The organism is Pseudomonas sp. ICMP22404, assembly GCF_006227205.1.
Lineage (GTDB): Bacteria > Pseudomonadota > Gammaproteobacteria > Pseudomonadales > Pseudomonadaceae > Aquipseudomonas.
Genome location: NZ_VCNG01000010.1, coordinates 44415 through 68306 on the forward strand (window position 1 = coordinate 44415; position 23892 = coordinate 68306).

The window sequence follows — 23892 nt, forward strand, 5'->3', positions numbered from 1 at the left end:
CGCCGCCATCGCGGGGAAGCCTTGCTCCCACTGAAGTTCCTGCCCATTCAGCAATCGGTCAAACGCAGGAAAATCTCCGCCAATTGCTCGATGCCCGCCTGGTCACGTTCGCTGAAGCGCGCCAGCTTCGGGCTGTCCAGGTCGAGCACGCCAATCAGTCGCCCGTCCTTGATCAGCGGTACCACCAACTCGCTGTTCGACGCGCTGTCGCAGGCAATGTGGCCGGGAAAAGCATGGACATCCTCGACACGTTGGGTCTGGCCGCTCGCGGCTGCAGCGCCGCAAACACCCCGCCCGAAAGGAATCCGCACACAGGCGATCTGGCCCTGGAACGGACCCAGCACCAGTTCCTCGTTGCGATTGAGGTAAAAACCGGCCCAGTTCAAATCGTCCAGCTGACTGAACAGGAAAGCCGAAAACTGCGCGGCGTTGGCGATGAAATCGCGCTCATCCGCCAGCAGGGACTCCAGTTGTGCCGATAACAAGCCGTAGCCGTCGAGGCCTAGGCCCGTGCTCTTCAAATCGATCATGCCTTGTGCTCCAGAAGTTTCAGGCCCACCCAATAACGGGCAAACTGATAGGCGCAACGGCCGTTGCGGTTGCCGCGTCCGGTGGCCCAGCGTACCGCCAGCACGTCCAGCGCCTCGTCACGCTGCCAGGCCAGCCCGGCCTTCGCCGCCAGCTCGCCGATCCAGTGTTCCACCACGTTGAGGAAATGCTCCTGGGTAAACGGATAGAACGACAGCCACAACCCGAAACGGTCGGACAACGCGATCTTGTCCTCCACGGCTTCACTGGGATGAAGTTCGCCGTCGACCCGTTTCCAGTTCTCGTTGTCGCTTTCCTTCTCCGGCACCAGGTGACGGCGGTTCGACGTGGCGTACAACAACACGTTGTCCGGCGCCTGTTCGAGGGAACCGTCCAGCACACTTTTAAGCACGCGGTAATCACCCTCACCGGATTCGAACGACAGGTCATCGCAGAACAACACGAAGCGCTGGGGCAACCTGGCGATCTGCTCGACCACTCGGGGCAAGTCGGCCAGGTGATCGCGCTCGATCTCGATCAACCGCAGGCCATCTCCGGCATGCTCGGCCAGCAAGGCACGCACCAGGGACGACTTGCCCGTTCCCCGCGAGCCCCAGAGCAACGCATGGTTGGCCGGCATGCCGTCGATGAACTGCCGGGTGTTGCGGCCCAGTTGCTCGACCTGGCGGTCGACGCCGATAAGGTCCGACAGGCGCATGTCGAGGCTGACCTGCAGCGGCAGCAGATAGCCGCTGCGTCCGTCGCGCTGCCAGCGGGCAGCCAAGGTCACCGTCCAGTCGATGGCGGGCCGGGGAGCGGGCAACAGGGGCTCGATGCGGGCCAGAACGGCATCGGCGCGCTCAAGAAAAGCATTCAATCGGGCGTCCACGTCTTCTCCTCGGACAAATTCACAGTAATGATGGCGCTGCCGCGCCGAAACGCCGTTTTCAAAGAGCGTTTCATCCCATCCAGCACACACCGGCCGCGCCGGTCTCCAGAGATGATCAGCTATGCTTGACCGGCGAAGGGAAACGTAAGTGGTTCACCATTCCATGGACATCAGATTCACCCAACGGCTGTCATACAAGCAGGCCCGACTGACCGTCCTGGTGGGCTTCGTGCTGGGCACTTTGCTCAGCCTGGTGCAGATAGGCATCGATTATGCCAGCGAAGACGCGTCGATCAACCGCGAGATCCTGTCGTTACTGGAAATCAGCCACAACCCGGCCTCGCGCATCGCCTACAACATCGACGCCGAACTGGCCCAGGAGCTGGCCCTGGGCTTGTTGCGCTCGCCCGCCATCATCGGCGCCGAGCTGGTCGACAACAACAATACCGTGCTGGCCGACGTCAAACGACCCGAGCTGCAGAACAGTTACCGTTTCATCAGCGACTTTCTGTTTGGCGCCCAGCGCCGGTTCGAAGACCGCCTCTACCTGGATCATCTGCCCAACGAATCCCTGGGCGTGCTGCGACTGGACGTCGACACCTATGCTTTCGGCAGTCGCTTCCTGCGTCGGGCCGAGGTCACATTGCTCAACGGGTTCGCTCGCAGCCTGATCCTGACCGGCCTGCTACTGGCCCTGTTCTACGTGATGCTGACCAAGCCCCTGGTACGGGTCATCCGCGAACTGAGCAGCCGCGACCCGGGCAGCAACGAACAGAGCAGCCTGGAATGCCCTACCGGCCACCAATACGATGAAATCGGCGTACTGGTGTCGGTCGCCAACCAGCAGTTCGAAAACATTTCCACCGAAATCCAGCAGCGGCGCATGGCGGAAAATCGCCTGACCGAATACCTGGCACAGTTGGAAAACATCGTCTCGGCCCGCACCGCCGAACTCAAGGCCATCAACGCCCGCCTCAGCCAGTCCAACGAAGAGCTGGAAGTGGCCAGGCGTACCGCCCTGGACATGGCCGAAGCACGCTCCGCGTTCCTGGCCAGCATGAGCCATGAGATTCGCACACCGCTGAATGGCTTGCTGGGCATGATCGCCCTGTCCCTTGACGGCCCCTTGACCGCCGAACAACAGCAACAGCTCTCGATCGCCCATGACTCCGGCAAAGTGTTGGTCGAGCTGCTGAACGACATTCTCGACCTGTCGAAATTCGACGCCGGCCAACTGGAACTCGAACGCATTCCGTTCGATCTCGGCTCCCTGATCGAAGACACGGCCAACCTGCTTTCACAGAATGCCGCCCCCAGCGTCGAGCTGGCCTGCCTGATTGAACCGCAGTTCCCGGCGCAGGTGCTCGGCGACCCGACCCGGGTGCGCCAGATCGTCAGCAACCTGCTGTCCAATGCCCTCAAATTCACCCGCTTCGGCCGGGTCGATGTGCGATTGAGCGCTTATGAAGACGGAGTGCGGATCGAGGTCTGCGATACTGGCATCGGCATTCCCCAGGATGCCCAGGCGAGAATCTTCCAGCCATTCACCCAGGCTGGCGCCGGCATTACCCGTCAGTTCGGGGGCACCGGGCTGGGCCTGGCGCTGACCAACAACCTCTGCGAAGCCATGCAGGGCCGCTTGACGATCAGCTCCGAAGCCGGTTTCGGCAGCCAGTTCTGCGCCGACCTGCCCCTGCCCTGCCATACCCCGGCGGCGCCGGTCGAACCCTTGCGTGGCAATATCGTCGCCATTACCGCCAACAGCAGCGGACTGGCCGAGTTGCTGGACATGCTGCTGCCTACCTGGGGGTTGGACTACCTGAGACGCTCCGTGGATGACAATTTGCTGGGCCTCAAGCCTGATGTCCTGATTACCGACTGCCCTGAATGCCTGTTCAACTTGCGGCCAACCTTCAACGCACCGATCCTGCTCGTCACCGCCTACGGCAGCTTCATGCCCAGCGAACAGGCCGTCGCCCTGGCCCCCCTGCTCCAACAGGCCCGGCCACTGGCGCGTCATGCGCTGTATCAGATCCTGCGTCGTGCCCTGCAAAGCGAGACGACCATCATCAATGACACGCAGATCGAGGCCCTACCGCCGTCCAGGCGCGCACGGGTGCTGCTGGTGGAAGACAATCCGGTTAATCAACTGGTCGCCAAAGGCATGCTGGTCAAGCTCGGCTGCGAAGTGATTGTCGCCGCCCATGGCGCCGAGGCCTTGGATCAACTCGAACAAAACACCTTCGACCTGGTGCTGATGGACTGCAACATGCCGGTGATGGACGGCTACGAAGCCAGTCGGCAAATTCGTCGCAGCGGTCGCTGGCCGGACTTGCCGATTGTCGCGCTGACGGCCAACGCCATGCCAGAAGAGCGGGAACGCTGCCGGGGTGCCGGCATGACCGATTACCTGTCCAAGCCATTCCGCCGCGAAGAACTGGCGGCGATGCTGGATCAATGGGTGCCGACTACGTCAGCGCTTTGATCTGCCCCAGCAGATGATCGAGACCGTTACGCAGTTCCCCCAGGCGATCGAGATCAATCCCGCTGTCGCACAGCAGACGAGCCTTGAGGGGACCAACCTGCTCGCGCAACGCCAGACCCGCCGGCAGCAGGCTCAGGTGCACCTCCCGCTCGTCCCGGGCCGAACGCTGGCGCAGGACCAGGCCGAGTTGCTCCAAGCGCTTGAGCAGCGGCGTCAAGGTGCCGGAATCCAGCAGCAGCCGTTCACCCAGGGCCTTGACCGTGGGTTGTTCCGGCGCAGCGTCCTGCCACTCCCACAACACCAGCATCGCCAGGTATTGCGGGTAGGTCAGGCCGAGCTGGTCGAGCATCGGCTTGTAACCCCGGATCACCGCCCGTGAAGCGGCGTATAACTTGAAGCACAACTGGCTGTCGAGCTTCAGCGAATCGACGGGCACGTCGTTCATTTGAGCAGGGCTTCGATCTCTTGGGTCAGGTCCTGGGGTTTGGTAGTCGGGGCGAAACGCTTGACCACCTGACCGTCCTTGCCGACCAGGAACTTGGTGAAATTCCACTTGATGCCCTTGGACCCCAGCACGCCGGGCGCCCGCTGCTTGAGCTGGACAAACAGCGGATGGGCGTTGGCACCGTTGACCTCGATTTTCTTGAACAGCGGAAAACTCACGCCAAAATTCAGCTCGCAGAACTCGGAAATCGCCCCTTCATTGCCCGGTTCCTGTTTGCCGAACTGGTTGCAGGGAAAGCCCAACACCACCAGGCCCTGATCCTTGTAGGTCTGCCACAACTGCTCAAGCCCCTTGTACTGCGGGGTGAAACCGCACTGACTGGCGGTGTTGACCACCAGCACGGCCTTGCCGGCGAAATCGGCCAGGGTCTTTTGCTCACCCTTGATGGTGGTGCAGGGAATACTCAGCAGATTGTCGCTCATGGCAAGGCTCCTTGGTAATGGGACTGGCGTGCAAGATAGCGAGCAATTCAATTGTGTGCAATTTAATTATCCAGCCACCTCCATAGGCCCTGACACAAACCTGTGGCGAGGGGATTTATCCCCGCTGGGCTGCGCAGCAGCCCAAGGAGGGATGCATCGGCCTGATCTTTCAGGTAGACGCCTATTGGAGCTGCTACGCAGCCCAGCGGGGCGGTGCGACGTTTCGCTAAATCCCCTCGCCACAGATCTACTCTCGTGGAACGAGATCCAGGCACACCGAGTTGATGCAATACCGCAAGCCCGTGGGCGGCGGGCCGTCGGGAAATACATGACCCAGGTGGGCATCACACTTGGCGCAGACCACTTCGGTGCGGATCATGCCGTGACTGACATCCCGCACCTCCACCACCGCGCTGCCCTCGATGGGCGCGTAGAAACTCGGCCAGCCGCAACCGGAATCGAATTTGGTCTGCGAATCGAAAAGCGGCTCGTTGCAGCAGATGCAGTGGTACACACCGTCGGTCTTGGTGCCGTTGTATTTACCCGAGAACGGCCGTTCGGTGCCCTTCAACCGACAGACGTTGTATTGCTCCGGGTCGAGCATGGCGCGCCATTCCTCAAGGGTTTTCTCCAACTTTTCCATCGTCCCACCTCGGCAATTGAAAAAGCCCGATCCGACGCTTTTCCGCGGGTCGGGCGGCACGTATGATTGCGCCTCGTCAGCGCCAGTCTGGCAGTCGCGCCATGGGGATTCAAACGGATTGTGACGTCCATGCCATGTCAGGCTCGCCACAGACGCAGGATCACCAGCACGGCCGTTCACACGCCGCCTGGATCGTTCATCTTCGGGAACACATCGCCATGCAGGTCAGCAAATCGAACAAGCTCGCCAACGTCTGCTACGACATTCGCGGCCCGGTGCTCAAGCACGCCAAACGCCTGGAAGAGGAAGGCCATCGCATCCTCAAGCTGAACATCGGCAACCCGGCACCCTTTGGTTTCGAAGCGCCCGATGAAATCCTCCAGGACGTCATCCGCAACCTGCCGACCGCCCAAGGCTACAGCGATTCCAAGGGCCTGTTCAGCGCGCGCAAGGCCGTGATGCAGTACTACCAGCAGAAGCAGGTCGAAGGCGTCGGTATCGAAGACATCTACCTGGGCAATGGGGTGTCCGAGCTGATCGTGATGTCCATGCAGGCCCTGCTCAACAACGGCGACGAAGTGCTGGTACCGGCACCGGACTACCCGCTCTGGACCGCCGCCGTGAGCCTGTCCGGCGGCAACCCGGTGCATTACCTGTGCGACGAGCAGGCCAACTGGTTCCCGGACCTCGCGGATATCAAGGCCAAGATTACGCCGAACACCAAGGCGCTGGTCATCATCAACCCGAACAACCCGACCGGTGCGGTGTACTCCAGGGAAGTGCTGCTGGGCATGCTCGAACTGGCCCGCCAGCACAACCTCGTGGTGTTTTCCGACGAGATCTACGACAAGATCCTGTACGACGATGCCGTGCACATCTGCACCGCGTCCCTGGCGCCGGACCTGCTGTGCCTGACCTTCAACGGCTTGTCCAAATCCTACCGGGTGGCGGGTTTCCGCTCCGGCTGGATTGCCATCTCCGGCCCCAAGCATCATGCCCAGAGCTACATCGAAGGCATCGACATGCTGGCCAACATGCGCCTGTGCGCCAACGTACCCAGCCAGCACGCGATCCAGACGGCACTGGGAGGCTACCAGAGCATCAATGACCTGGTCCTGCCACCAGGCCGGTTGCTGGAACAGCGCAATCGCACCTGGGAACTGCTCAACGACATTCCCGGCGTCAGTTGCGTCAAGCCGATGGGCGCGCTGTATGCCTTCCCGCGGATCGACCCGAAGGTCTGCCCGATCCACAACGATGAAAAATTCGTGCTCGACCTGCTGCTGTCGGAAAAACTGCTGATCGTCCAGGGTACGGCGTTCAACTGGCCGTGGCCGGACCATTTCCGCGTCGTGACCCTGCCACGGGTCGACGATCTGGAGCAAGCCATCGGCCGGATCGGCAATTTCCTCAAGTCCTACCGACAGTAAGCCGTAGCGCGCGAGGCACCCCGCCTCGCGCGCTGTTTGATTCAGCAACATATCCGTTCCGCTGGCCCCGGCAGGGCTTCTACACTGAATCCTCAGCAGCGGACGGGCGACGCGGCCCAACGTTCACGGGGCAAGGGCGGCATCCGGCTTTTCCTCAGTGACTTTCAGAAAAGTCTTTCATTGATTTAGGACGTCTGTAGGACACAGTTTGAAATAGTCGCTGAGTTGAATAGCCTGCGGCGGCACCTTATATACCCCGCATAACGCTACATCTTTAGCATGAGGAGATTGCTACCACCATGATGCGCATCCTGCTGTTCTTGGCCACTAACCTGGCGGTCGTGCTGATTGCCAGCATCACCCTGAGCCTTTTCGGCTTCAACGGGTTCATGGCGGCCAACGGGGTTGACCTCAACCTCAATCAGCTGCTGATCTTCTGTGCGGTGTTCGGCTTCGCCGGTTCCCTGTTCTCGCTGTTCATCTCCAAGTGGATGGCGAAGATGAGCACCAGCACGCAGATCATCAGCCAGCCGCGCACTCGTCACGAGCAATGGCTGCTGCAAACCGTCGAGCAGCTGTCCCGCGAAGCCGGCATCAAGATGCCGGAAGTCGGGATTTTCCCGGCCTATGAGGCCAACGCCTTCGCCACGGGTTGGAACAAGAACGACGCACTGGTTGCTGTCAGCCAGGGCCTGCTCGAACGGTTTTCCCCCGATGAAGTCAAGGCGGTGCTGGCCCACGAGATCGGCCACGTTGCCAACGGCGACATGGTGACCCTGGCCTTGATCCAGGGCGTGGTGAACACCTTCGTGATGTTCTTTGCCCGCATCATCGGCAACTTCGTCGACAAGGTGATCTTCAAGAACGAAGAAGGCCAAGGCATCGCCTACTACGTGGCGACCATCTTCGCCGAACTGGTACTGGGCATCCTCGCCAGCGCTATCGTCATGTGGTTCTCGCGCAAACGCGAATTCCGCGCCGACGATGCCGGCGCACGCCTGGCCGGCACCAGCGCCATGATCGGCGCCCTGCAACGCCTGCGTGCCGAGCAAGGTTTGCCAGTACACATGCCCGACACCCTGAATGCCTTTGGTATCAACGGTGGCGTCAAGCAGGGCCTGGCTCGCCTGTTCATGAGCCACCCGCCACTGGAAGAGCGTATCGACGCACTGCGTCGCCGCGGCTGATCGGTTCGAGCGCAAAGAGGAAGCCCGCAACGATACGATGATCGTTCCCACGCTCTGCGTGGGAACGCCTCAACGGACGCTCCGCGTTCGGCCTTTAGGAACGCAGAGCGTCCCAGGCTGCATTCCCACGCAGAGCATGGGAACGATCACCCGCTACTCAGCGATTGGAAATCCGATAAACCCGTTCATCCAGCCTGGTCACCCCAGCCTGAATGAACTTCCAGCTTTCCTCCAACACATCCTGTTCCTGCAAGATCTCCAGCTGCCAGCGGTTCCCCAGCAGCCGCTGCACTTCATCATCACTCACGGAAAATGGCGGCCCGGGCATTTCAGCCTGGTTGTATTCAAGGGTGATCAGCAATCCGGCGCAGCCAGGCAGCAGACTTTGCAGGTGCGCCGTGTACCGCTCACGCATTTGCGCAGGCAAGGCTATCAACGCCGCGCGATCGTAAAGCGCGGCGCAACCGACCAGATCTTCCGGGCTCAAGGCAAAAAAATCACCGCAGCGGATCTCGATGCGCCCGGCACGGAACACCTTGAAAGCTCCCTCCTCGCTCACGCTCGGCGTCAACTGATGCTCATCGAAGAAATCGGTGATGGCTTTTTCCGACAACTCCACCCCCAATACCGAATGCCCTTGATCGGCAAGCCACAGCAAATCCAGGGTCTTGCCACACAATGGCACCAGCACCCGACTGCCCTGCTCCAAACCCATTGGCGGCCAGAAACGTTGCAGGTAGGAGTTCACCTCCAACGAATGAAAACCGATCTGATTCGTTGACCAACGCTTATGCCAAAACTCGGGATCCATGATTCGCTCCAAAAATTCGATCAAAACAGGTTAAAACTTATATTAGATTTAGATCATTGACCTGGCAGAAGATAATCGCATCTTAACGCTCAGGAGCTCGTCCATGCTGCCCAGCCTGTTTATCTCCCACGGCTCACCGATGCTCGCCCTCGAGCCCGGCGACAGCGGCCCGGCGCTGGCTCGCCTGGCGGCGCAACTGCCCAGGCCTACGGCCATCGTCATTGTGTCCGCCCATTGGGAAAGCAGCGAATTGCTGGTCAGCGCCAATCCACAACCGCGCACCTGGCACGACTTCGGCGGCTTCCCGCCGGCCCTGTACCAGGTGCAGTACCCCGCGCCGGGAGAGCCAGAACTGGCAGCCCGGGTAGCGGACCTGCTCAACGCCGCGCACCTGCCGGCACGTCTCGATGCCCAGCGGCCGTCCGACCACGGTGTCTGGGTACCGTTGTCCTTGATGTACCCCCAGGCCGACATCCCGGTGGTGCAAGTCTCCCTGCCCAGCGACCAGGGGCCTGTGCTGCAGACCCGGGTCGGCCAGGCGCTTGCGAGCCTGCGTCAGCAGGGCATCCTGTTGATTGGCTCCGGCAGTATCACCCACAACCTGCGTGACCTGGACTGGAACGCCGGCCCCGAGAGCGTCGAGCCCTGGGCAAAGGACTTTCGCGACTGGATCGTGGAGAAGCTGGCAGCCGGCGACGAGGCCGCCCTGCATGATTACCGCCGCCAAGCCCCCAATGCCGTGCGCAGCCACCCCAGCGACGAGCACCTGTTGCCGCTGTATTTCGCCCGAGGTGCTGGCGCAAGATTCAGCCTGGTCCATGAGGGATTCACGATGGGAACACTGGGGATGGACATCTACCGGTTCGATTGACAGGCGAACCGGGTCGCTCCTTCGCGAGCAAGCCCGCTCCCACAGGGTTTGGGATGGCGGCAGAGATCCCATGTGGGAGCGAGCCTGCTCGCGAAAGGGGCAACATTATCAACCGACGGAACACTAAACGACAGGCATAAAAAATCCCCGAACCAGTCGGGGATTTTTCATGCTCGATCAATCAACCCAAGGGTCGATCAGTCTTCGCGATAACGACGCAGCTTGAGTTGCTTGCCGGCTACGCGAGTGTCCTTGAGCTTGGTCAGCAACTTCTCCAGACCATCTTCCGGCAGTTCCACCAGGCTGAAGCTGTCACGCACCTGGATGCGACCGATGGCTTCACGGGCCAGGCCACCTTCATTGAGGATCGCGCCCAGCAGGTTCTTGGCGGCGATGCCGTCACGGGCACCCAGGGCGGTACGGCAACGGGCACGGCCTTCGGCCAGCGGGATCGGTGCACGACGCTCACGGTCGCCACGGTCCGGACGGTCCCCGCTACGCTCGGGACGATCGCCACGTGGTGCGCTGTTCGGCACCAAAGGACGTTCCTTCTCGATTGCAGCCAGGTTTAGTGCCTGACCATTGGTGGCCTTGCGCAACAGGGCGGCGGCCAGGGCACGTGGGCTGCAACCGATGTCGGCAGTCAGGCGATCGAGCAGATCACCGTGGGTCGATTCGGCGTCAGCCACCAGCGGCGACAGGCTGTTGGTCAGCTTCTTGATGCGAGCATCGAGAACGGCCTGGGCGTCCGGCAGGCGAACTTCAGCCACCTTCTGCCCGGTAACACGCTCGATGACCTGCAGCATGCGGCGCTCACGCGGAGTCACCAGCAGCAGCGCACGACCTTCGCGACCAGCACGACCGGTACGGCCGATACGGTGAACGTAGGATTCAGGATCGTACGGCATGTCCACGTTGAACACGTGGGTGATGCGCGGAACGTCCAGGCCACGGGCAGCCACGTCGGTCGCCACAACGATGTCCAGGCGGCCATCCTTGAGGGAGTCGATCACGCGCTCACGCTGGTTCTGGGCAATGTCACCGTTCAGCGCAGCGGCTTTGTAGCCTTTGGCTTCCAGGGCGCTGGCCAGGTCCAGGGTCGCTTGCTTGGTGCGCACGAACATGATCAGGGCGTCGAAGTCTTCCACTTCCAGCAAGCTGAGGACTGCGGAGGTCTTCTGGTCGGCGTGAACCAACAGGTGGGCCTGTTCGATCGCGGTGACGGTCTGGGTCTTGCTCTGGATCTTGACGTGTTTCGGGTCCTTCAGGTGACGCTCGGCGATCGCACGGATCGACTGCGGCAGGGTGGCCGAGAACAGTACGGTCTGACGGGTTTCCGGCATGGCCTTGAAGATCACTTCCAGGTCATCCATGAAGCCCAGCTTGAGCATTTCGTCGGCTTCGTCGAGAACCAGGTGGTTCACGGTGGCCAGGACTTTTTCGTCGCGACGCAGGTGGTCGCACAGACGGCCCGGGGTGGCGACAACGATCTGTGCGCCATTACGGATGGCTTTCAATTGTGGGCCCATCGGCGCGCCGCCGTAGACAGCCACAACAGTTACACCCGGCATTTGCTTGGCGTAGGTTTCGAAAGCAGTTGCAACTTGCAGCGCCAACTCACGGGTTGGGGCCAGGATCAGAGCTTGCGGCTCGCGCTTGGACGGATCAATGCGGTGCAGGATAGGCAAGGCGAACGCGGCGGTCTTACCCGTACCGGTTTGCGCCTGACCAATCATATCGTGACCGGCGAGAATGATCGGGATCGACTGCTGCTGAATGGCCGAAGGCTCTTCATAGCCGGTAGCGACTACTGCAGCGACAATATTGGGATGAAGTTCAAGAGCGGCGAAGCCGCCGATTTCCTGGGTCATGGGTCTGCCTCTAAGTGCATCCGCAAAGACCCATGCTCCAAAGCTGCACATGCCGTGTTGAGACTCAAGAGTCGCCCTGGCAGCTTTGTCGGCGGGGATTTGCGAAAACGAATGAATGAAAAAGAACGTCGTGGAAGCATCCGTTGTGGGGACATGCAACCGAAGCTGGCTTCGAAAAATTGCGCTACCTTGACGCGGCCCGGCTAAAGGCCGGCGCGCACTATACCGGAATTCGCCTGAAAAGGGAGATTTTTTTAGAGCCACTAAACCGGTTCACCTATGTGGCGAGGGGATTTATCCCCGCTGGACTGCGAAGCAGGCCCATAGGGTTTTAAAGCCAACGCCTGCTTCGCAGCCGAGCGGGGATAAATCCCCTCGCCACAGGATTCTCGGTTGTATCAGGTTGCCGGTCGGATAGCCTTGATCAACGGCAGCAACGAGTAGCCCAGCCGTGGCGCCAACGCTTCGGCGCGGGCGATCAGTCCTTCCATGTCCATCGCCTGCTCCAGGTCCGCCGGCACGATCAGGATCACATTGCCCTCCTTCACCGGCAGTTCCCAGTAGTGCCGGTGGTACAAGCCACGCAACAACGCCGCGCCCAACGGCTTGCCATCGTCGGTGGCCCACTGGTTGATCACCAGCCAGCCACCGGGGTTCAGCCGCTTCTGGCAGTTTTCCAGGAATCCCCAGGCCAGGTGACCGACGCCGGGGCCGACATCGGTGTAGAGGTCGACAAAGATCAGGTCCGCAGGCTCTGCGGTTTCCAACAACTCCAAGGCATCGCCGACACGGATGTACAGCCGCGGATCGTCATCCAGCCCCAGGTACTCGATGGCCAGGCGCGGCACATCGGGGCGCAGTTCGATGGCCTCGACGTCTTCCAGCGGCAGGAACCTGAGACAGGCCTGGGTCAACGTACCGGCGCCCAACCCGAGGAACAGCGCGCTTTCCGGCTGCTCGTGGCACAACGCGCCGATCAGCATCGCGCGGGTGTAGTCATATTCGAGCCAGCTAGGATCGGCCGTGAACACGCAGCTCTGCTCGATGGCATCGCCGAATTCGAGAAACCGGTAATCGGCCACTTCGAAGACCCGGATCATGCCGAACTCGTCGTGCACCTCGGCGAGCAGATGCTCGACGCGCTCCTCTGTCATTTCATCTCCTGATGCTTGCCGGGCGGGCTGCGGCAAAAGCGCAATTGTCGGCCAAGCGACGGGAACAGGTCACGCACTAATTTGCTGATAACATGGCCGTCCGAGCGTCAACCACCTAGAGATCACGATGAGCCAACCCTGGAGCCCTGACAGCTGGCGCGCCCTGCCGATCCAGCAACAACCCCGCTACCCCGACGCAGCGCACCTGCTGCAAGTCGAGCAGACCCTCGCCAGCTATCCGCCGCTGGTGTTTGCCGGGGAAGCCCGGGAACTGCGCCGCCAGTTCGCCGAAGTCACCCAGGGCCGGGCCTTTTTGCTGCAAGGCGGCGATTGCGCCGAAAGCTTCGCGGAGTTCTCCGCGGCAAAGATCCGCGACACCTTCAAGGTGCTGCTGCAAATGGCAATCGTCATGACCTTTGCCGCCGGTTGCCCGGTGGTCAAGGTCGGGCGCATGGCCGGGCAGTTCGCCAAGCCACGTTCGGCCAACGATGAAACCATCGACGGCGTGACCCTGCCGGCGTACCGAGGCGATATCGTCAACGGCATCGGCTTCGACGAGCAGAGTCGCGTACCGGACCCGGAACGCCTGCTGCAGTCCTACCACCAGTCCACCGCCACCTTGAACCTGCTGCGGGCGTTCGCCCAGGGCGGGTTCGCAGACCTGCACCAGGTGCACAAGTGGAACCTGGATTTCATCGCCAACTCGGCCCTGGCGGAAAAATACAGCCATCTGGCCGACCGCATCGACGAAACCCTGGCCTTCATGCGCGCCTGCGGCATGGACAGTTCGCCGCAACTGCGCGAAACCAGCTTCTTCACCGCCCACGAAGCGCTGCTGCTCAATTACGAAGAAGCCTTCGTGCGCCGGGACAGCCTCACCAACGATTATTACGACTGCTCGGCCCACATGCTGTGGATCGGCGACCGCACCCGCCAGTTGGACGGTGCCCATGTCGAATTCCTGCGCGGCGTGAACAACCCGATCGGGGTCAAGGTCGGCCCGAGCATGAACCCTGACGACCTGATCCGCCTGATCGACGTACTCAACCCGGACAACGACCCGGGTCGGCTGAACCTGATCGCGCGGATGGGCGCGAACAAGGTCGGCGATCATCTGCCACAGCTATTGCGCGCCGTGCAGCGCGAAGGCAAGCAGGTGCTGTGGAGTTCCGACCCCATGCATGGCAACACCATCAAGGCCAGCAGCGGCTACAAGACCCGGGATTTCGCGCAGATCCTCGGCGAAGTGAAGCACTTCTTCCAGGTCCACGAAGCCGAGGGCACCTACGCCGGCGGCATTCACATCGAGATGACCGGGCAGAACGTCACCGAATGCATCGGCGGCGCACGGCCGATTACCGAGGATGGGCTGTCGGACCGCTACCACACCCATTGCGATCCGCGGATGAATGCCGATCAGTCGCTGGAGCTGGCGTTCCTGATTGCCGAGACGTTGAAGCAGGTTCGGCGCTAACGTCCAAACGCCATCGCGAGCAGGCTCGCTCCCACAGGTGATTCGGTGCACACAATATTTGTGAACAGCACGGTCAATGTGGGAGCGAGCCTGCTCGCGATGGGGCCCGATCAACCACCGTCGATTCCAGCCAACGCCCCCGCCAACCGAACCCCACTCGCCCGTTGGCAATTGAGCTGAACCCGCTCCAGCCCCAACCAGTCGGCCATGCGCCGCAGATTCATCGCCAAGACCTGTATCCCCTCCTCGTCCAATCCCGGCTGCTCCTCATGCACGGCGTGCACCGCCAACCGGCCCTGGGCTCTCTCTGCCCGCAGGTCCACCCGAGCGGCAATACGTTCGTTGTGCAGAAACGGCAACACGTAATAGCCATACACCCGCTTGTGGGCCGGCGTGTAGATTTCCAGTCGATAACGGAAGTCGAACAGGCGTTCGGTGCGACTGCGCTCCCAAACCAGGGAATCGAACGGCGAGAGCAAGGCGCTGGTCGTCACGTTGCGGGGAATTTTCCCATCCGGCAGGCACCAGGCCGGTTGCTTCCAGCCTTGCACCTGGCAGCGCCACAACTCACCGGTTTCCTCCAGCTCGGCCAGGCGCGCACGGCTGTCGGCCGGGTCGAGGCGGAAATAGTCGCGCAGATCTTTCTCGGTCCCCACACCCAATGCCCCAGCGGCATGCAACAGCAAGGCACGTTGGGCCTGGGCCTCGTCTGGAACCGGTTGTTCCAGGACCGAGGCCGGAAGTACTCGCTCCGGCAAGTCGTAGAGCCGCTCGAAGCCACGCCGCCCGGCCACCGTGACCTCGCCCGCGGCGAACAGCCACTCCAGCGCGTGCTTCTCGGCACTCCAATCCCACCAGGGGCCAGCCTTTTCCGCCCGTGTGGACAAACTGCCAGCGCCCAAGGCGCCCTGCTCCCGGACGGCCGCCAGGACGCGGCGGATGACATCCTGTCGTTCATGGCCGAATCGCGCCAGTTGTTGATAGATGCCTTCGCCACGGGCCGCGCGGGCCATGCGCCAGCGCATCAGTGGATACATCGACAGGGGCAGCAACGACGCTTCATGCCCCCAGTATTCGAACAGCGTGCGCCGCCGCCCCTGGCTCCAGGCCGCTTGATCGAGCAGATCGGGGTTGTAGTGACCGAGGCGGGAAAACAGCGGGAGATAATGTGAACGTACCAGCGCATTGACCGAATCGATCTGCAGCACGCCGAGGCGTTCGATCAGGCGGTTGAGACGTGCGGGTTGCACCGAAGCCGGCGCCAGCCGCCCATTGAATCCCTGAGCGGCCAACGCCAGACGCCGGGCCTGTTTGAGGGTAAAGGACACAGTCGCGGGCATGGAGATCTCCTTCTCTGCTCGCAACCTACCTCACCAGTCATCGATTTGTGTAGGGAGGGATGGCTCATTTGTGCATTGGGTCATCCCAGAATGGCCGAACCACTTCCTGTTCTACATCTGCACGGCTGACGCCGATGTCCTTGAGCGCCTCGTCGCTCAGACCGGCGAGCAATTCGCGCTCGTGGTGCAATTCATACCAGCGGCTAAACTTGTGCAGCAGGTCGCTGAGGGAAAAATGGAATGAATGTCTATCTATCGATACGTATCCTTTCTGACCTTTCATCGTGATGTCCTCCGTTGGGGGTGGTTCAAGTCTCGCCCCAAGGCTAAGATCAATCCAACGAATGTTTCTTATGCAATACATCTCGGAGATTGATCAATTGTCGAGTTACCCGAGCATCGATACGGAGGTGCTGCGGACCTTCGTCGCCATTGCCGACCAGGGTGGTTTTACCCGCGCCGGTGAATTGGTCAATCGCACCCAATCCGCCGTCAGCATGCAGATGAAGCGCCTCGAAGAAGATGTCTTGCAGCGCCGCTTGTTCGAGCGTGACGGGCGCCAGGTCAAGCTCACCGCCGAAGGCCAGGTGCTATTGGGTTACGCCCGGCGCATCCTCAAGCTGCACAGCGAGGTGTTCAACACCTTGCGTGAACCGCACATGGTCGGCACCGTGCGCATCGGCACGCCGGATGACTACGTGATGCGCTTCCTGCCCGGCATCCTGCAGCGCTTCGCCCAGTTCTATCCATTGATCGAAATTGAAGTGCACTGCGAATCGTCCAAGCAGTTGCTGCTGCGCCAGGACCTGGACCTGTCCATCGTTACCCGTAAGCCAGGGGATGAAATCGGCCAGTTATTGCGCAAGGAACGCTTTGTCTGGGCCGAAGCGGCGTGTTTCAGCGCCCATGAGAAAACACCGCTGCCGCTGGCAATGTTCAATAGCGATTGCTTCTGCCGTCAATGGGCCTGCAATGCGCTGGATGCCATGGGCCGCGAATACCGCGTGGCCTACAACAGTTCCAGCCTGTCGGCACTCATGGCGGTGGTGGGCGCGGGACTGGCGATCACCGCGCAATTGGAAAGCCTGCTGACACCGGACATGCGTGTGCTCGGCGAGGCCGAAAACCTGCCGGAACTGCCTGAGGCCAGCATCATGCTGATCCGCAACCTGCACAATCCGTCGCCCATCACCGAATGCCTGGCCGAGCACATCGTCGAAGGCTTCAAACTTTAAAGACGAGCAGCACCGCACACAGCACCAGAAAACCGCAGAACAGCCCGCGCAATAGCCTCTCCGGCATGGCGTGGGCGACTTTCACACCCCAGCTGATGCTCAGCAAACCGCCAACAGCCAGTGGCAAGCCGATCCACCAGTCCACTTGATGGTGGAATGCATAGGTGGCCAGGGTCACGCCGGTACTGGGCAAGGCCAGCGACAGCGACAATCCCTGGGCGACCACCTGGGTGGTGCCGAACAGGCTGGTCAGGATCGGCGTCGCAACCACAGCGCCGCCGACACCGAACAGACCGCCCATGGTCCCGGATGCCGCCCCCAGTACACCCAGCCATGGCCAGCCATAACGCATCTGCGCAGAAGCCGGCGCGGTAGCGGTGAACATGCGGGTCAGGTTATAGGCCGCCAGGGCGACCAGGAACGCGACGAAGCCGATGCGCATGCTTTCGGCGTCGACACCTACGGCCCAGATCGAGCCGAGCCAGGCAAAGCAAAAACCCATGGACGCCAACGGCAGCACATGACGCAACTCAATGCGGTTGCGTTGGTGATAACGCCACAACGCGAGCATTACATTGGGGACCACCATCACCAGGGCGGTACCCTGAGCAATCTGCTGGTCCAGACCGAACCATACGCCCAATACCGGAATCGCGATCAGCCCACCACCGATGCCGAACAATCCCCCCAAGGTGCCCAACGCGGCCCCCAGCACCAGATACAACGCAACTTCGATCACAGACGATTCCCCCTTCATCAGAGCGTCTATCCTACGCAGTCGGCGCCAGTGGGGGAACGCAACATCTGATCAGAACGTCAGAATTATCTGGCGCCTTAAAGGTTCGCCCGCTAGATTCGTCAGGATTATCGATTGAAGGTTGTGCCATGAGCCCCCAGCGCGACACCCCCGAACCCTGCGAAGCCCTGTTGCTCGACAACCAGGTCTGCTTCGCCCTGCACTCCACGTCGCTGATGATGACCAAGGTCTACAAGCCGTTGCTGCAAGCTCTCGGCCTGACCTATCCCCAGTATCTGGCGATGATGGTGTTATGGGAAAAAGACGGATTGACCGTCGGTGAAATCAGCACACGCCTGCTCACCGACCCCGGCTCGCTGACGCCGCTGCTCAAGCGCCTGGAAGCCGAAGGCCTGCTGAGCCGCACCCGTAGCCGGGAAGATGAACGCGTGGTGATCGTCGAACTCACCGAACAGGGCCGGGCCCTGCGGGAGAAGGCCCTCGATATTCCACAGTGCATCCTTGGCGCCAGCGGCCAGACCATGGAACAGCTGAAGAAGCTGCAACTGGAACTGCAGGCGCTGCGCAGCCACTTGCAGGACAGCCTGTAACCCCATCTCCAGAGGGGCAGGTCTGCGAAGACATCAGCCCCTCTTCAACTGACCCACCGATATCGCGAGCAGGCTCGCTCCCACAGGGAAGTTGTGGTGGACGCTATTCCCGAGAACATCCCAGAACCACTGTGGGAGCGAGCCTGCTCGCGATGGCGTCACTCCAGCCTCCGCTAAAAAAATTTCATCCAATCAAACAGCTCTAACTCAAGGCTTTCATGGCTATTGAGTCTGAAAAGCAGGACCTCGACCAAAAATTTACCTTGCGCACTAAATATTAGCGAACTATATTCTCCTCACACCTACTTAGCGCGCAAACATTTAGCGCGATACGACCAACCCAGAAACGAGGCTCTCATCATGCAAACTCTCTACACCGCAATCGCAACCTCCACCGGCGGCCGTGACGGTCGTGCGATCTCCAGCGACAACATCCTCGACGTCAAACTCGCCACCCCCAAGGAGCTCGGCGGTGCCGGCGGTGCGGCAACCAACCCGGAACAACTGTTTGCCGCCGGCTATTCGGCCTGCTTCATCGGCGCCCTGAAATTCGTCGCCGGCCAAAGCAAACGCAAAATCCCGGACAGCGCCTCGATCACCGCCCATGTTGGCATCGGTCAGATTCCCGGCGGTTTCGGCCTCGACATCGACCTGCACATCAGCTTGCCCGGCCTGGACCAGACCGACGCGCAAAGCCTGGTGGACGCGGCTCACCAGGTCTGCCCGTACTCCAACGCCACCCGCGGCAACGTTGATGTTCGCCTGCACGTGACCGTTTAAACCCACCGATCCGGACCGAACCCAAGGAGATTCCCATGAACACGTTCACCAAGGCCCTGACCGGCACCCTTCTCGCACTTGGCGTCAGCAGCGCCTTCGCCGACGGCATCGTCGAGCACAATACCCAGGCGTTTCTCGATGCATTGAATGCCGGCACCGGCAAGCCCCTGGAACAACTGTCGCCGAAGGATGCCCGCGCAGTACTGGTCGGTGCCCAGGCGGGGGTGAAACTGACGTTGCCCAAGGCGGATGTCAGCGAGAAGACCATCCAGGTCGATGGCCAGTCGATCAGCCTGACCATCGTCCGCCCGGCCGGGGTCAAGGGTGAGTTGCCCGTGTTCATGTTCTTCCACGGCGGTGGCTGGGTCCTGGGAGATTTCCCGACCCACGAACGCCTGGTTCGGGACCTGGTGGCGGGATCGGGTGCCGTGGCGGTGTTCGTCAACTACACGCCCTCCCCCGAGGCGCATTACCCGGTGGCGATCAACCAGGCCTATGCCGCGACGAAATGGGTGGCCGAGCATGGCAAGCAGATCAATGTCGACGGCAAGCGCCTGGCCGTGGCGGGTAACAGCGTCGGCGGCAACATGGCAGCCGTCGTGGCCTTGATGGCCAAGGACAAGGGCACGCCAGCGATCCGCTTCCAGGCGCTGTTATGGCCGGTGACCGATGCAAACTTCGAGACCGCGTCCTACAACCAATTCGCCGAGGGACATTTCCTCAGCAAGAACATGATGAAATGGTTCTGGGACAACTACACCACAGATGCCGGGCAACGTAACGAGATCTATGCCTCGCCGCTGCGGGCCAGCACCGCACAACTCAAGGGCCTGCCGCCCGCGCTGGTACAGACCGCCGAGGCCGATGTACTGCGCGATGAAGGTGAAGCCTATGCGCGCAAACTGGATGCGGCCGGCGTGCCGGTCACAGCGGTACGCTACAACGGCATGATTCACGACTATGGCTTGCTCAACGTGGTCAGCCAGGTGCCGGCAGTGCGTTCGGCAATGCTGCAGGTGTCTGAAGAGTTGAAACAGCATCTGAAATGAAGGATGGCGAGGGGACTGACAGGCCCCCGCAGAAATGAAAAAGCCCGACTCAATGGTCGGGCTTTTTTTTCATACACAAGACTTCGCTTATTTAGCGCGGCCTTTGTAGGAGCCGCCTTCGCGGGTATCGATCTCGATCATGTCGCCGATTTCGATGAAGTCAGCAACCGACAACTCGGTACCGTTCTTCAGTTTGGCAGGCTTCATCACCTTGCCGGAAGTGTCGCCGCGAGCGGAACCTTCGGTGTAGTCAACCTGACGCACGATGGTGGTCGGCAGCTCTACGGAAACCAGACGGCCTTCGAAGAACACGGCTTCGCAGACGTCGGTCATGCCTTCTTCCACGAATGGCAGAACGCTTTCGATGTCTTCGGCGTTCAGCTCGTACATGGTGTAGTCAGTGGTGTCCATGAACGTGTAGGAGTCGCCGCTGATGAAGGACAGGGTCGCTTCCTTGCGGTCGAGGATCACGTCGTCCAGTTTGTCGTCCGCACCGTAAACGGTTTCGGTCTTGTAACCGGTCAGCAGGTTTTTCAGCTTGGTCTTCATGATCGCGCTGTTACGACCCGACTTGGTGAATTCAGCTTTCTGAACCAGCCAAGGATCGTTGTCGATACGAATCACGGTACCGGGTTTAAGTTCTTTACCAGTTTTCATTGCGAATATCCGAATTTGGATGGGATTTACAAAAATCTAGGCCGCGTATCATATCCAATTTCCATAAAACTTCACCAGCGCCGCGGCAAGATCGGGTCGCGAGGCCTGTTCCAGACACCATGCATGGGCGTGTTCAGCCAGCACCGGCAGCTGTTCGCAGGTGGTTTTCCAGTGCCCGGACATGTCCTGACCGGCATTCCACGCCTGCCAGAGACCGCTCATCGCTTTTGCGGCAGGCTCTGCAAGCTCCTGGGTGTACAGCCTGAGAAATGCGTCGAGCTTTTCCAGATGAACGTCTTCTTCCTGTTGGTAGATATGCCAGAGGAAAGGTCGACCCGCCCATTGGGCCCGCACGAAAGAGTCTTCGCCCCGCACCGCATTGAAATCGCAGCACCACAGCAACTGATCGTACTGATCCTGACGGACGAACGGCAGCACCTGTACCGTCAGGGCGCCGCGTCGATGCAACGCACCGGCTTTGAGGTCGGCCACCCCGAGCCAACGCTCGACATCCCCCAGCACTCGCCCTTCGGGAACCAGCACATGGGACGGCCGGGCATCGCCGGCCATCGCATCGAACCAGCTGGCCAGCCCGGCATTTTCGTAGGCGAACAGCGAAATCAGCCGCGCATCCGATGCGCGCTCGACGCCCAACCCCTGCAGGAACGTCCGTTGCGCCGCGACATCCTGTTGAAATTGCCGACGTCGCGCCAGCAACCCAGACTCACGCAGCAAGCCGCCAGTCCCCTCGCGGAAGCCGGGGAAAAAGAAATACTTCTGGACATGCCTGTATTTGACCGACGGCAACCCGTGGCAACCGATCACCCAGTCCTCGGCACTGAGGTAATCCAGGTTCATCCACAGCGGCGTGGTCTGGCGCTCCGCCATCGCGTCCATGTAGGCTCCTGGCAACTGGCAGGCAAACGCGGCGATCACCACGTCGGCGGCATCGGCGCCCAGCCAGTCCTTGGGCCAATGGCGCACATCCACGCCTTGTTGCCATTGCTCGGCCAGCGTGACGTCGATTTCCGGACACAGCCGTTCGAAGGCTCGCAGGTCATCGACCCATAGCCGGACCGCGCAGTGGTGCTCAGCCACCAATTGCCGGGCCAGACGCCAGGTGACGCCAATGTCGCCAAAGTTATCGACGACGGTGCAAAAAATATCCCAACGCACGGCCATTCCCGATTCCCTGTGGCAAAGCCTTGATTGTCCCGAATAAACCGATGATGCAGAAGAGCCGACGGCGATTAATCTTCATGCGACAATCGTCGTCTATCCATGCCTTTGCCAGGAAGCAACCATGCCCGAACACCCGCCCGCCCCGCGCCTCACCGCCTTGCAACTGACCGTCAGCATCGCCCTGGGCCTGTGGCTGGGATTCCTCGCCATCGTACTGACGGGCTGGCTGTTGTCGAAATTCGTCCTGGGCGAACAGCTCGCCCCGGTGGCTGCCGCCGTGCACCAACTGGCGCAACCGCCTGCCGTGCAACCGCCTCCCGAACCGCCGAATCCCATGTTCGAGCAATACCAGCAGAACCTTCAGCGCAACGAACAACGACAAGCCCTCGACCAGGCCCGCAGCAACCCGCGCAACCAATCCAACCCCAAGTGCCAGTTCTGGCTGGAGCAGGATCGGAACGCGCCGAGCGAGAAGACCCGCGCCAACGTTTTGCAATTCTGCGACTGACCATGAATAAACAGACCGTCCACCAACTGATCCTCGACAAGCTCAAGGTCGATCTCGACATCGCCGAACGCGCCGCGCAGACCGCCTACGAAACCGCGACCCACGAAGAAAATATCGCCGAGAACAAATACGACACCCTGGGCCTCGAAGCGTCCTACCTGGCCGCCGGGCAAGCCAGGCGCGTGGAGGAAATCCGCCAGGCCCTCGCACTCTGCCAGAACCTGACCCTCAGGCCCTATGACGCGCAGCGTGGCATCCAGGTGGGCACCCTGATCGGGCTGGAGGATGAGGATGGGCGCCAGCAATGGCTGTTCCTGGGGCCGGATGCCGCGGGGCTGAAAGTGTCGCTGGTGGGGCAACCGATCACGGTCATCACCCCTCGCTCACCGCTGGGCCGGGGCCTGCTGGGTAAGTTCGAAGGGGATGAAGTGGAGATCGTCGTAGCGGGCGCCCGGCAACAGTTCGCTGTCACCGAGGCGATATAGCGACGATCAGTGCACCGGCAGCTCGACGCCCTCGAACAGCTCTTCGAGCTCCTGCTTGTTGTGGCACTGAATGGCCTTGGCCATGACTTCCCGGGTCAGGTGCGGCGCGAACTTCTCGATGAAATCGCACATGAATCCCCGCAGGAAGGTGCCACGACGGAAACCGATCTTGGTCACGCTGGACTCGAACAACTCGCTGGCATCCAGCACCACCAGGTCGCTGTCGAGCTTGGCATCGACAGCCATCTTCGCCACGATGCCCACGCCCAGGCCGAGGCGCACGTAGGTCTTGATCACGTCGGCGTCGGCGGCAGTGAACACCACTTTCGGCGTCAACCCGCGATGACTGAAGGCTTCGTCGAGTTTCGAACGGCCCGTGAAGCCGAACACGTACGTCACGATGGGGTATTCGGCCAAGGCTTCCAGGGTCAACTTCGGCAGCTTGGTCAACGGGTGGCCCTGGGGCACGGCCACGCAGCGGTTCCAGCGATAGCAGGGCATCATCACCAGGTCGCCGAACAATTCGAGGGCTTCGGTGGCGATGGCAAAATCCACCGTACCGTCAGCAGCCATTTCGGCAATCTGCATCGGCGAGCCCTGGTGCATGTGCAGCGCCACATCCGGGTATTGCTTGATGAAGTTGCTGATCACCGGAGGCAGCGCATAGCGCGCCTGGGTGTGGGTGGTGGCGATCGACAAGGTGCCTTTTTTCTCGTTGGAAAATTCCTGGGCGATCTGCTTGATGCTTTCGACCTTGCGCAGGATCTCACCAGCCGTGGTGATGATGCGCTCACCGGCCGGGGTTACGCGGGTCAGGTGCTTGCCGCTGCGGGCGAAGACTTCGACGCCCAGTTCGTCTTCCAATAGGCGGATCTGCTTGCTGATGCCGGGTTGTGACGTGTAGAGGCTTTGTGCGGTAGCGGAAACGTTGAGGTCGTGGTGCGCCACTTCCCAGATGTAGCGCAGTTGTTGAAGCTTCATATGTATCCCTCAAAGCAGTTGGACGCCACGGGCATCAGCGGCGGTATATAACTATATG

General features: G+C 61.0%; 24 protein-coding genes and 1 pseudogene. 11 read left to right on the plus strand and 14 right to left on the minus strand.

Features of this window, described 5'->3' with window-relative positions; genetic code table 11:
* Positions 1 to 47 precede the first annotated feature (47 nt).
* Together FGE05_RS17835 and FGE05_RS17840 are read right to left on the minus strand one after the other, a co-directional pair.
* Positions 48 to 530 (minus strand): GAF domain-containing protein, encoded by a 483-nt coding sequence (locus FGE05_RS17835; RefSeq protein ID WP_139646992.1) that lies wholly within the window; start codon positions 528 to 530, stop codon positions 48 to 50.
* Positions 527 to 1417, minus strand: a complete 891-nt coding sequence (locus FGE05_RS17840) for an ATP-binding protein (protein WP_139646994.1) — start codon at positions 1415 to 1417, stop codon at positions 527 to 529. The genes FGE05_RS17835 and FGE05_RS17840 overlap by 4 nt, the downstream gene beginning before the upstream one ends.
* Before the next feature lie 163 nt (positions 1418 to 1580).
* Here FGE05_RS17840 and FGE05_RS17845 point away from each other — a divergent pair, with 163 nt between their 5' ends.
* Positions 1581 to 3902 carry a response regulator gene (locus FGE05_RS17845; RefSeq protein WP_139646996.1) on the plus strand — a complete coding sequence of 774 codons (2322 nt, stop codon included), beginning with the start codon at positions 1581 to 1583 and terminating at the stop codon, positions 3900 to 3902.
* Here the strand turns inward: FGE05_RS17845 and FGE05_RS17850 are convergent.
* From FGE05_RS17850 to msrB, 3 genes are all read right to left on the minus strand, one after another.
* Positions 3886 to 4347, minus strand: a complete 462-nt coding sequence (locus FGE05_RS17850) for a MarR family winged helix-turn-helix transcriptional regulator (RefSeq protein WP_139646998.1) — start codon at positions 4345 to 4347, stop codon at positions 3886 to 3888. The two genes, FGE05_RS17845 and FGE05_RS17850, sit on opposite strands and share 17 nt — an antisense overlap.
* Positions 4344 to 4829 carry a glutathione peroxidase gene (locus FGE05_RS17855; protein ID WP_139646999.1) on the minus strand — a complete coding sequence of 162 codons (486 nt, stop codon included), beginning with the start codon at positions 4827 to 4829 and terminating at the stop codon, positions 4344 to 4346. Before FGE05_RS17855 ends, FGE05_RS17850 begins: the two co-directional genes overlap by 4 nt.
* Before the next feature lie 247 nt (positions 4830 to 5076).
* Positions 5077 to 5472: a peptide-methionine (R)-S-oxide reductase MsrB gene (gene msrB / locus FGE05_RS17860; protein WP_047701530.1), complete on the minus strand. Its 396-nt coding sequence runs from the start codon at positions 5470 to 5472 to the stop codon at positions 5077 to 5079.
* Positions 5473 to 5690: 218 nt separating this feature from the next.
* Between msrB and FGE05_RS17865 the strand changes: the two genes are divergently transcribed.
* Positions 5691 to 6902, plus strand: a complete 1212-nt coding sequence (locus FGE05_RS17865; RefSeq protein ID WP_053155200.1) for a pyridoxal phosphate-dependent aminotransferase — start codon at positions 5691 to 5693, stop codon at positions 6900 to 6902.
* A gap of 299 nt (positions 6903 to 7201) precedes the next feature.
* The gene (htpX, locus tag FGE05_RS17870) at positions 7202 to 8089 is read left to right on the plus strand and encodes a protease HtpX (protein WP_139647001.1); all 888 of its coding nucleotides are present in this window, start codon (positions 7202 to 7204) and stop codon (positions 8087 to 8089) included.
* Positions 8090 to 8246: 157 nt separating this feature from the next.
* On the opposite strand, the gene FGE05_RS17875 is transcribed toward htpX, so the two are convergent.
* Positions 8247 to 8900 carry a thiopurine S-methyltransferase gene (locus FGE05_RS17875; protein WP_139647003.1) on the minus strand — a complete coding sequence of 218 codons (654 nt, stop codon included), beginning with the start codon at positions 8898 to 8900 and terminating at the stop codon, positions 8247 to 8249.
* A gap of 103 nt (positions 8901 to 9003) precedes the next feature.
* Here FGE05_RS17875 and FGE05_RS17880 point away from each other — a divergent pair, with 103 nt between their 5' ends.
* Positions 9004 to 9771: a class III extradiol ring-cleavage dioxygenase gene (locus tag FGE05_RS17880; RefSeq protein ID WP_139647005.1), complete on the plus strand. Its 768-nt coding sequence runs from the start codon at positions 9004 to 9006 to the stop codon at positions 9769 to 9771.
* A gap of 197 nt (positions 9772 to 9968) precedes the next feature.
* Here FGE05_RS17880 and FGE05_RS17885 read toward each other — a convergent pair.
* Positions 9969 to 11676 (minus strand): annotated as a pseudogene (locus tag FGE05_RS17885) (DEAD/DEAH box helicase).
* Between the two features lie 364 nt (positions 11677 to 12040).
* Positions 12041 to 12796 (minus strand): spermidine synthase, encoded by a 756-nt coding sequence (locus FGE05_RS17895; RefSeq protein ID WP_041020074.1) that lies wholly within the window; start codon positions 12794 to 12796, stop codon positions 12041 to 12043.
* 127 nt (positions 12797 to 12923) lie between these two features.
* Between FGE05_RS17895 and FGE05_RS17900 the strand changes: the two genes are divergently transcribed.
* On the plus strand, positions 12924 to 14270 hold the full coding sequence (locus tag FGE05_RS17900) for a class II 3-deoxy-7-phosphoheptulonate synthase (protein WP_139647007.1): 1347 nt from the start codon (positions 12924 to 12926) through the stop codon (positions 14268 to 14270).
* 110 nt (positions 14271 to 14380) lie between these two features.
* On the opposite strand, the gene FGE05_RS17905 is transcribed toward FGE05_RS17900, so the two are convergent.
* Entirely contained in the window at positions 14381 to 15610 is a 1230-nt protein-coding gene (locus FGE05_RS17905; RefSeq protein ID WP_139647009.1) for a winged helix-turn-helix domain-containing protein, read from the minus strand.
* 64 nt (positions 15611 to 15674) lie between these two features.
* Positions 15675 to 15893 carry a DUF1127 domain-containing protein gene (locus tag FGE05_RS17910; RefSeq protein WP_041020071.1) on the minus strand — a complete coding sequence of 73 codons (219 nt, stop codon included), beginning with the start codon at positions 15891 to 15893 and terminating at the stop codon, positions 15675 to 15677.
* Positions 15894 to 15990: 97 nt separating this feature from the next.
* On the opposite strand from FGE05_RS17910, the gene FGE05_RS17915 reads away from it, so the two are divergent.
* Positions 15991 to 16845, plus strand: a complete 855-nt coding sequence (locus FGE05_RS17915) for a LysR substrate-binding domain-containing protein (RefSeq protein ID WP_024776693.1) — start codon at positions 15991 to 15993, stop codon at positions 16843 to 16845.
* On the opposite strand, the gene FGE05_RS17920 is transcribed toward FGE05_RS17915, so the two are convergent.
* A complete protein-coding gene (locus tag FGE05_RS17920; RefSeq protein ID WP_217505605.1) occupies positions 16835 to 17602 on the minus strand; it encodes a sulfite exporter TauE/SafE family protein in 768 nt (255 codons plus the stop codon). The two genes, FGE05_RS17915 and FGE05_RS17920, sit on opposite strands and share 11 nt — an antisense overlap.
* Before the next feature lie 128 nt (positions 17603 to 17730).
* On the opposite strand from FGE05_RS17920, the gene FGE05_RS17925 reads away from it, so the two are divergent.
* The 3 genes from FGE05_RS17925 to FGE05_RS17935 all read left to right on the plus strand — a co-directional run bounded on the left by FGE05_RS17925 (position 17731) and on the right by FGE05_RS17935 (position 20021).
* Entirely contained in the window at positions 17731 to 18192 is a 462-nt protein-coding gene (locus FGE05_RS17925) for a MarR family winged helix-turn-helix transcriptional regulator (RefSeq protein WP_139647014.1), read from the plus strand.
* Positions 18193 to 18552: 360 nt separating this feature from the next.
* Entirely contained in the window at positions 18553 to 18972 is a 420-nt protein-coding gene (locus FGE05_RS17930) for an organic hydroperoxide resistance protein (RefSeq protein WP_139647015.1), read from the plus strand.
* A 35-nt stretch (positions 18973 to 19007) separates the two neighbouring features.
* Positions 19008 to 20021 carry an alpha/beta hydrolase gene (locus FGE05_RS17935; RefSeq protein WP_139647017.1) on the plus strand — a complete coding sequence of 338 codons (1014 nt, stop codon included), beginning with the start codon at positions 19008 to 19010 and terminating at the stop codon, positions 20019 to 20021.
* Between the two features lie 87 nt (positions 20022 to 20108).
* On the opposite strand, the gene FGE05_RS17940 is transcribed toward FGE05_RS17935, so the two are convergent.
* Entirely contained in the window at positions 20109 to 20678 is a 570-nt protein-coding gene (locus tag FGE05_RS17940; RefSeq protein WP_007955690.1) for an elongation factor P, read from the minus strand.
* Between the two features lie 48 nt (positions 20679 to 20726).
* A complete protein-coding gene (gene earP / locus FGE05_RS17945) occupies positions 20727 to 21860 on the minus strand; it encodes an elongation factor P maturation arginine rhamnosyltransferase EarP (RefSeq protein WP_139647019.1) in 1134 nt (377 codons plus the stop codon).
* Positions 21861 to 21981: 121 nt separating this feature from the next.
* Here earP and FGE05_RS17950 point away from each other — a divergent pair, with 121 nt between their 5' ends.
* Positions 21982 to 22368, plus strand: a complete 387-nt coding sequence (locus FGE05_RS17950; protein WP_139647021.1) for a cytochrome b/b6 domain-containing protein — start codon at positions 21982 to 21984, stop codon at positions 22366 to 22368.
* A gap of 2 nt (positions 22369 to 22370) precedes the next feature.
* The gene (locus FGE05_RS17955; protein ID WP_139647022.1) at positions 22371 to 22853 is read left to right on the plus strand and encodes a GreA/GreB family elongation factor; all 483 of its coding nucleotides are present in this window, start codon (positions 22371 to 22373) and stop codon (positions 22851 to 22853) included.
* A gap of 6 nt (positions 22854 to 22859) precedes the next feature.
* Here the strand turns inward: FGE05_RS17955 and cysB are convergent, their stop codons facing one another.
* Positions 22860 to 23834 (minus strand): HTH-type transcriptional regulator CysB, encoded by a 975-nt coding sequence (cysB, locus tag FGE05_RS17960; RefSeq protein WP_041020064.1) that lies wholly within the window; start codon positions 23832 to 23834, stop codon positions 22860 to 22862.
* Positions 23835 to 23892 lie beyond the last annotated feature (58 nt).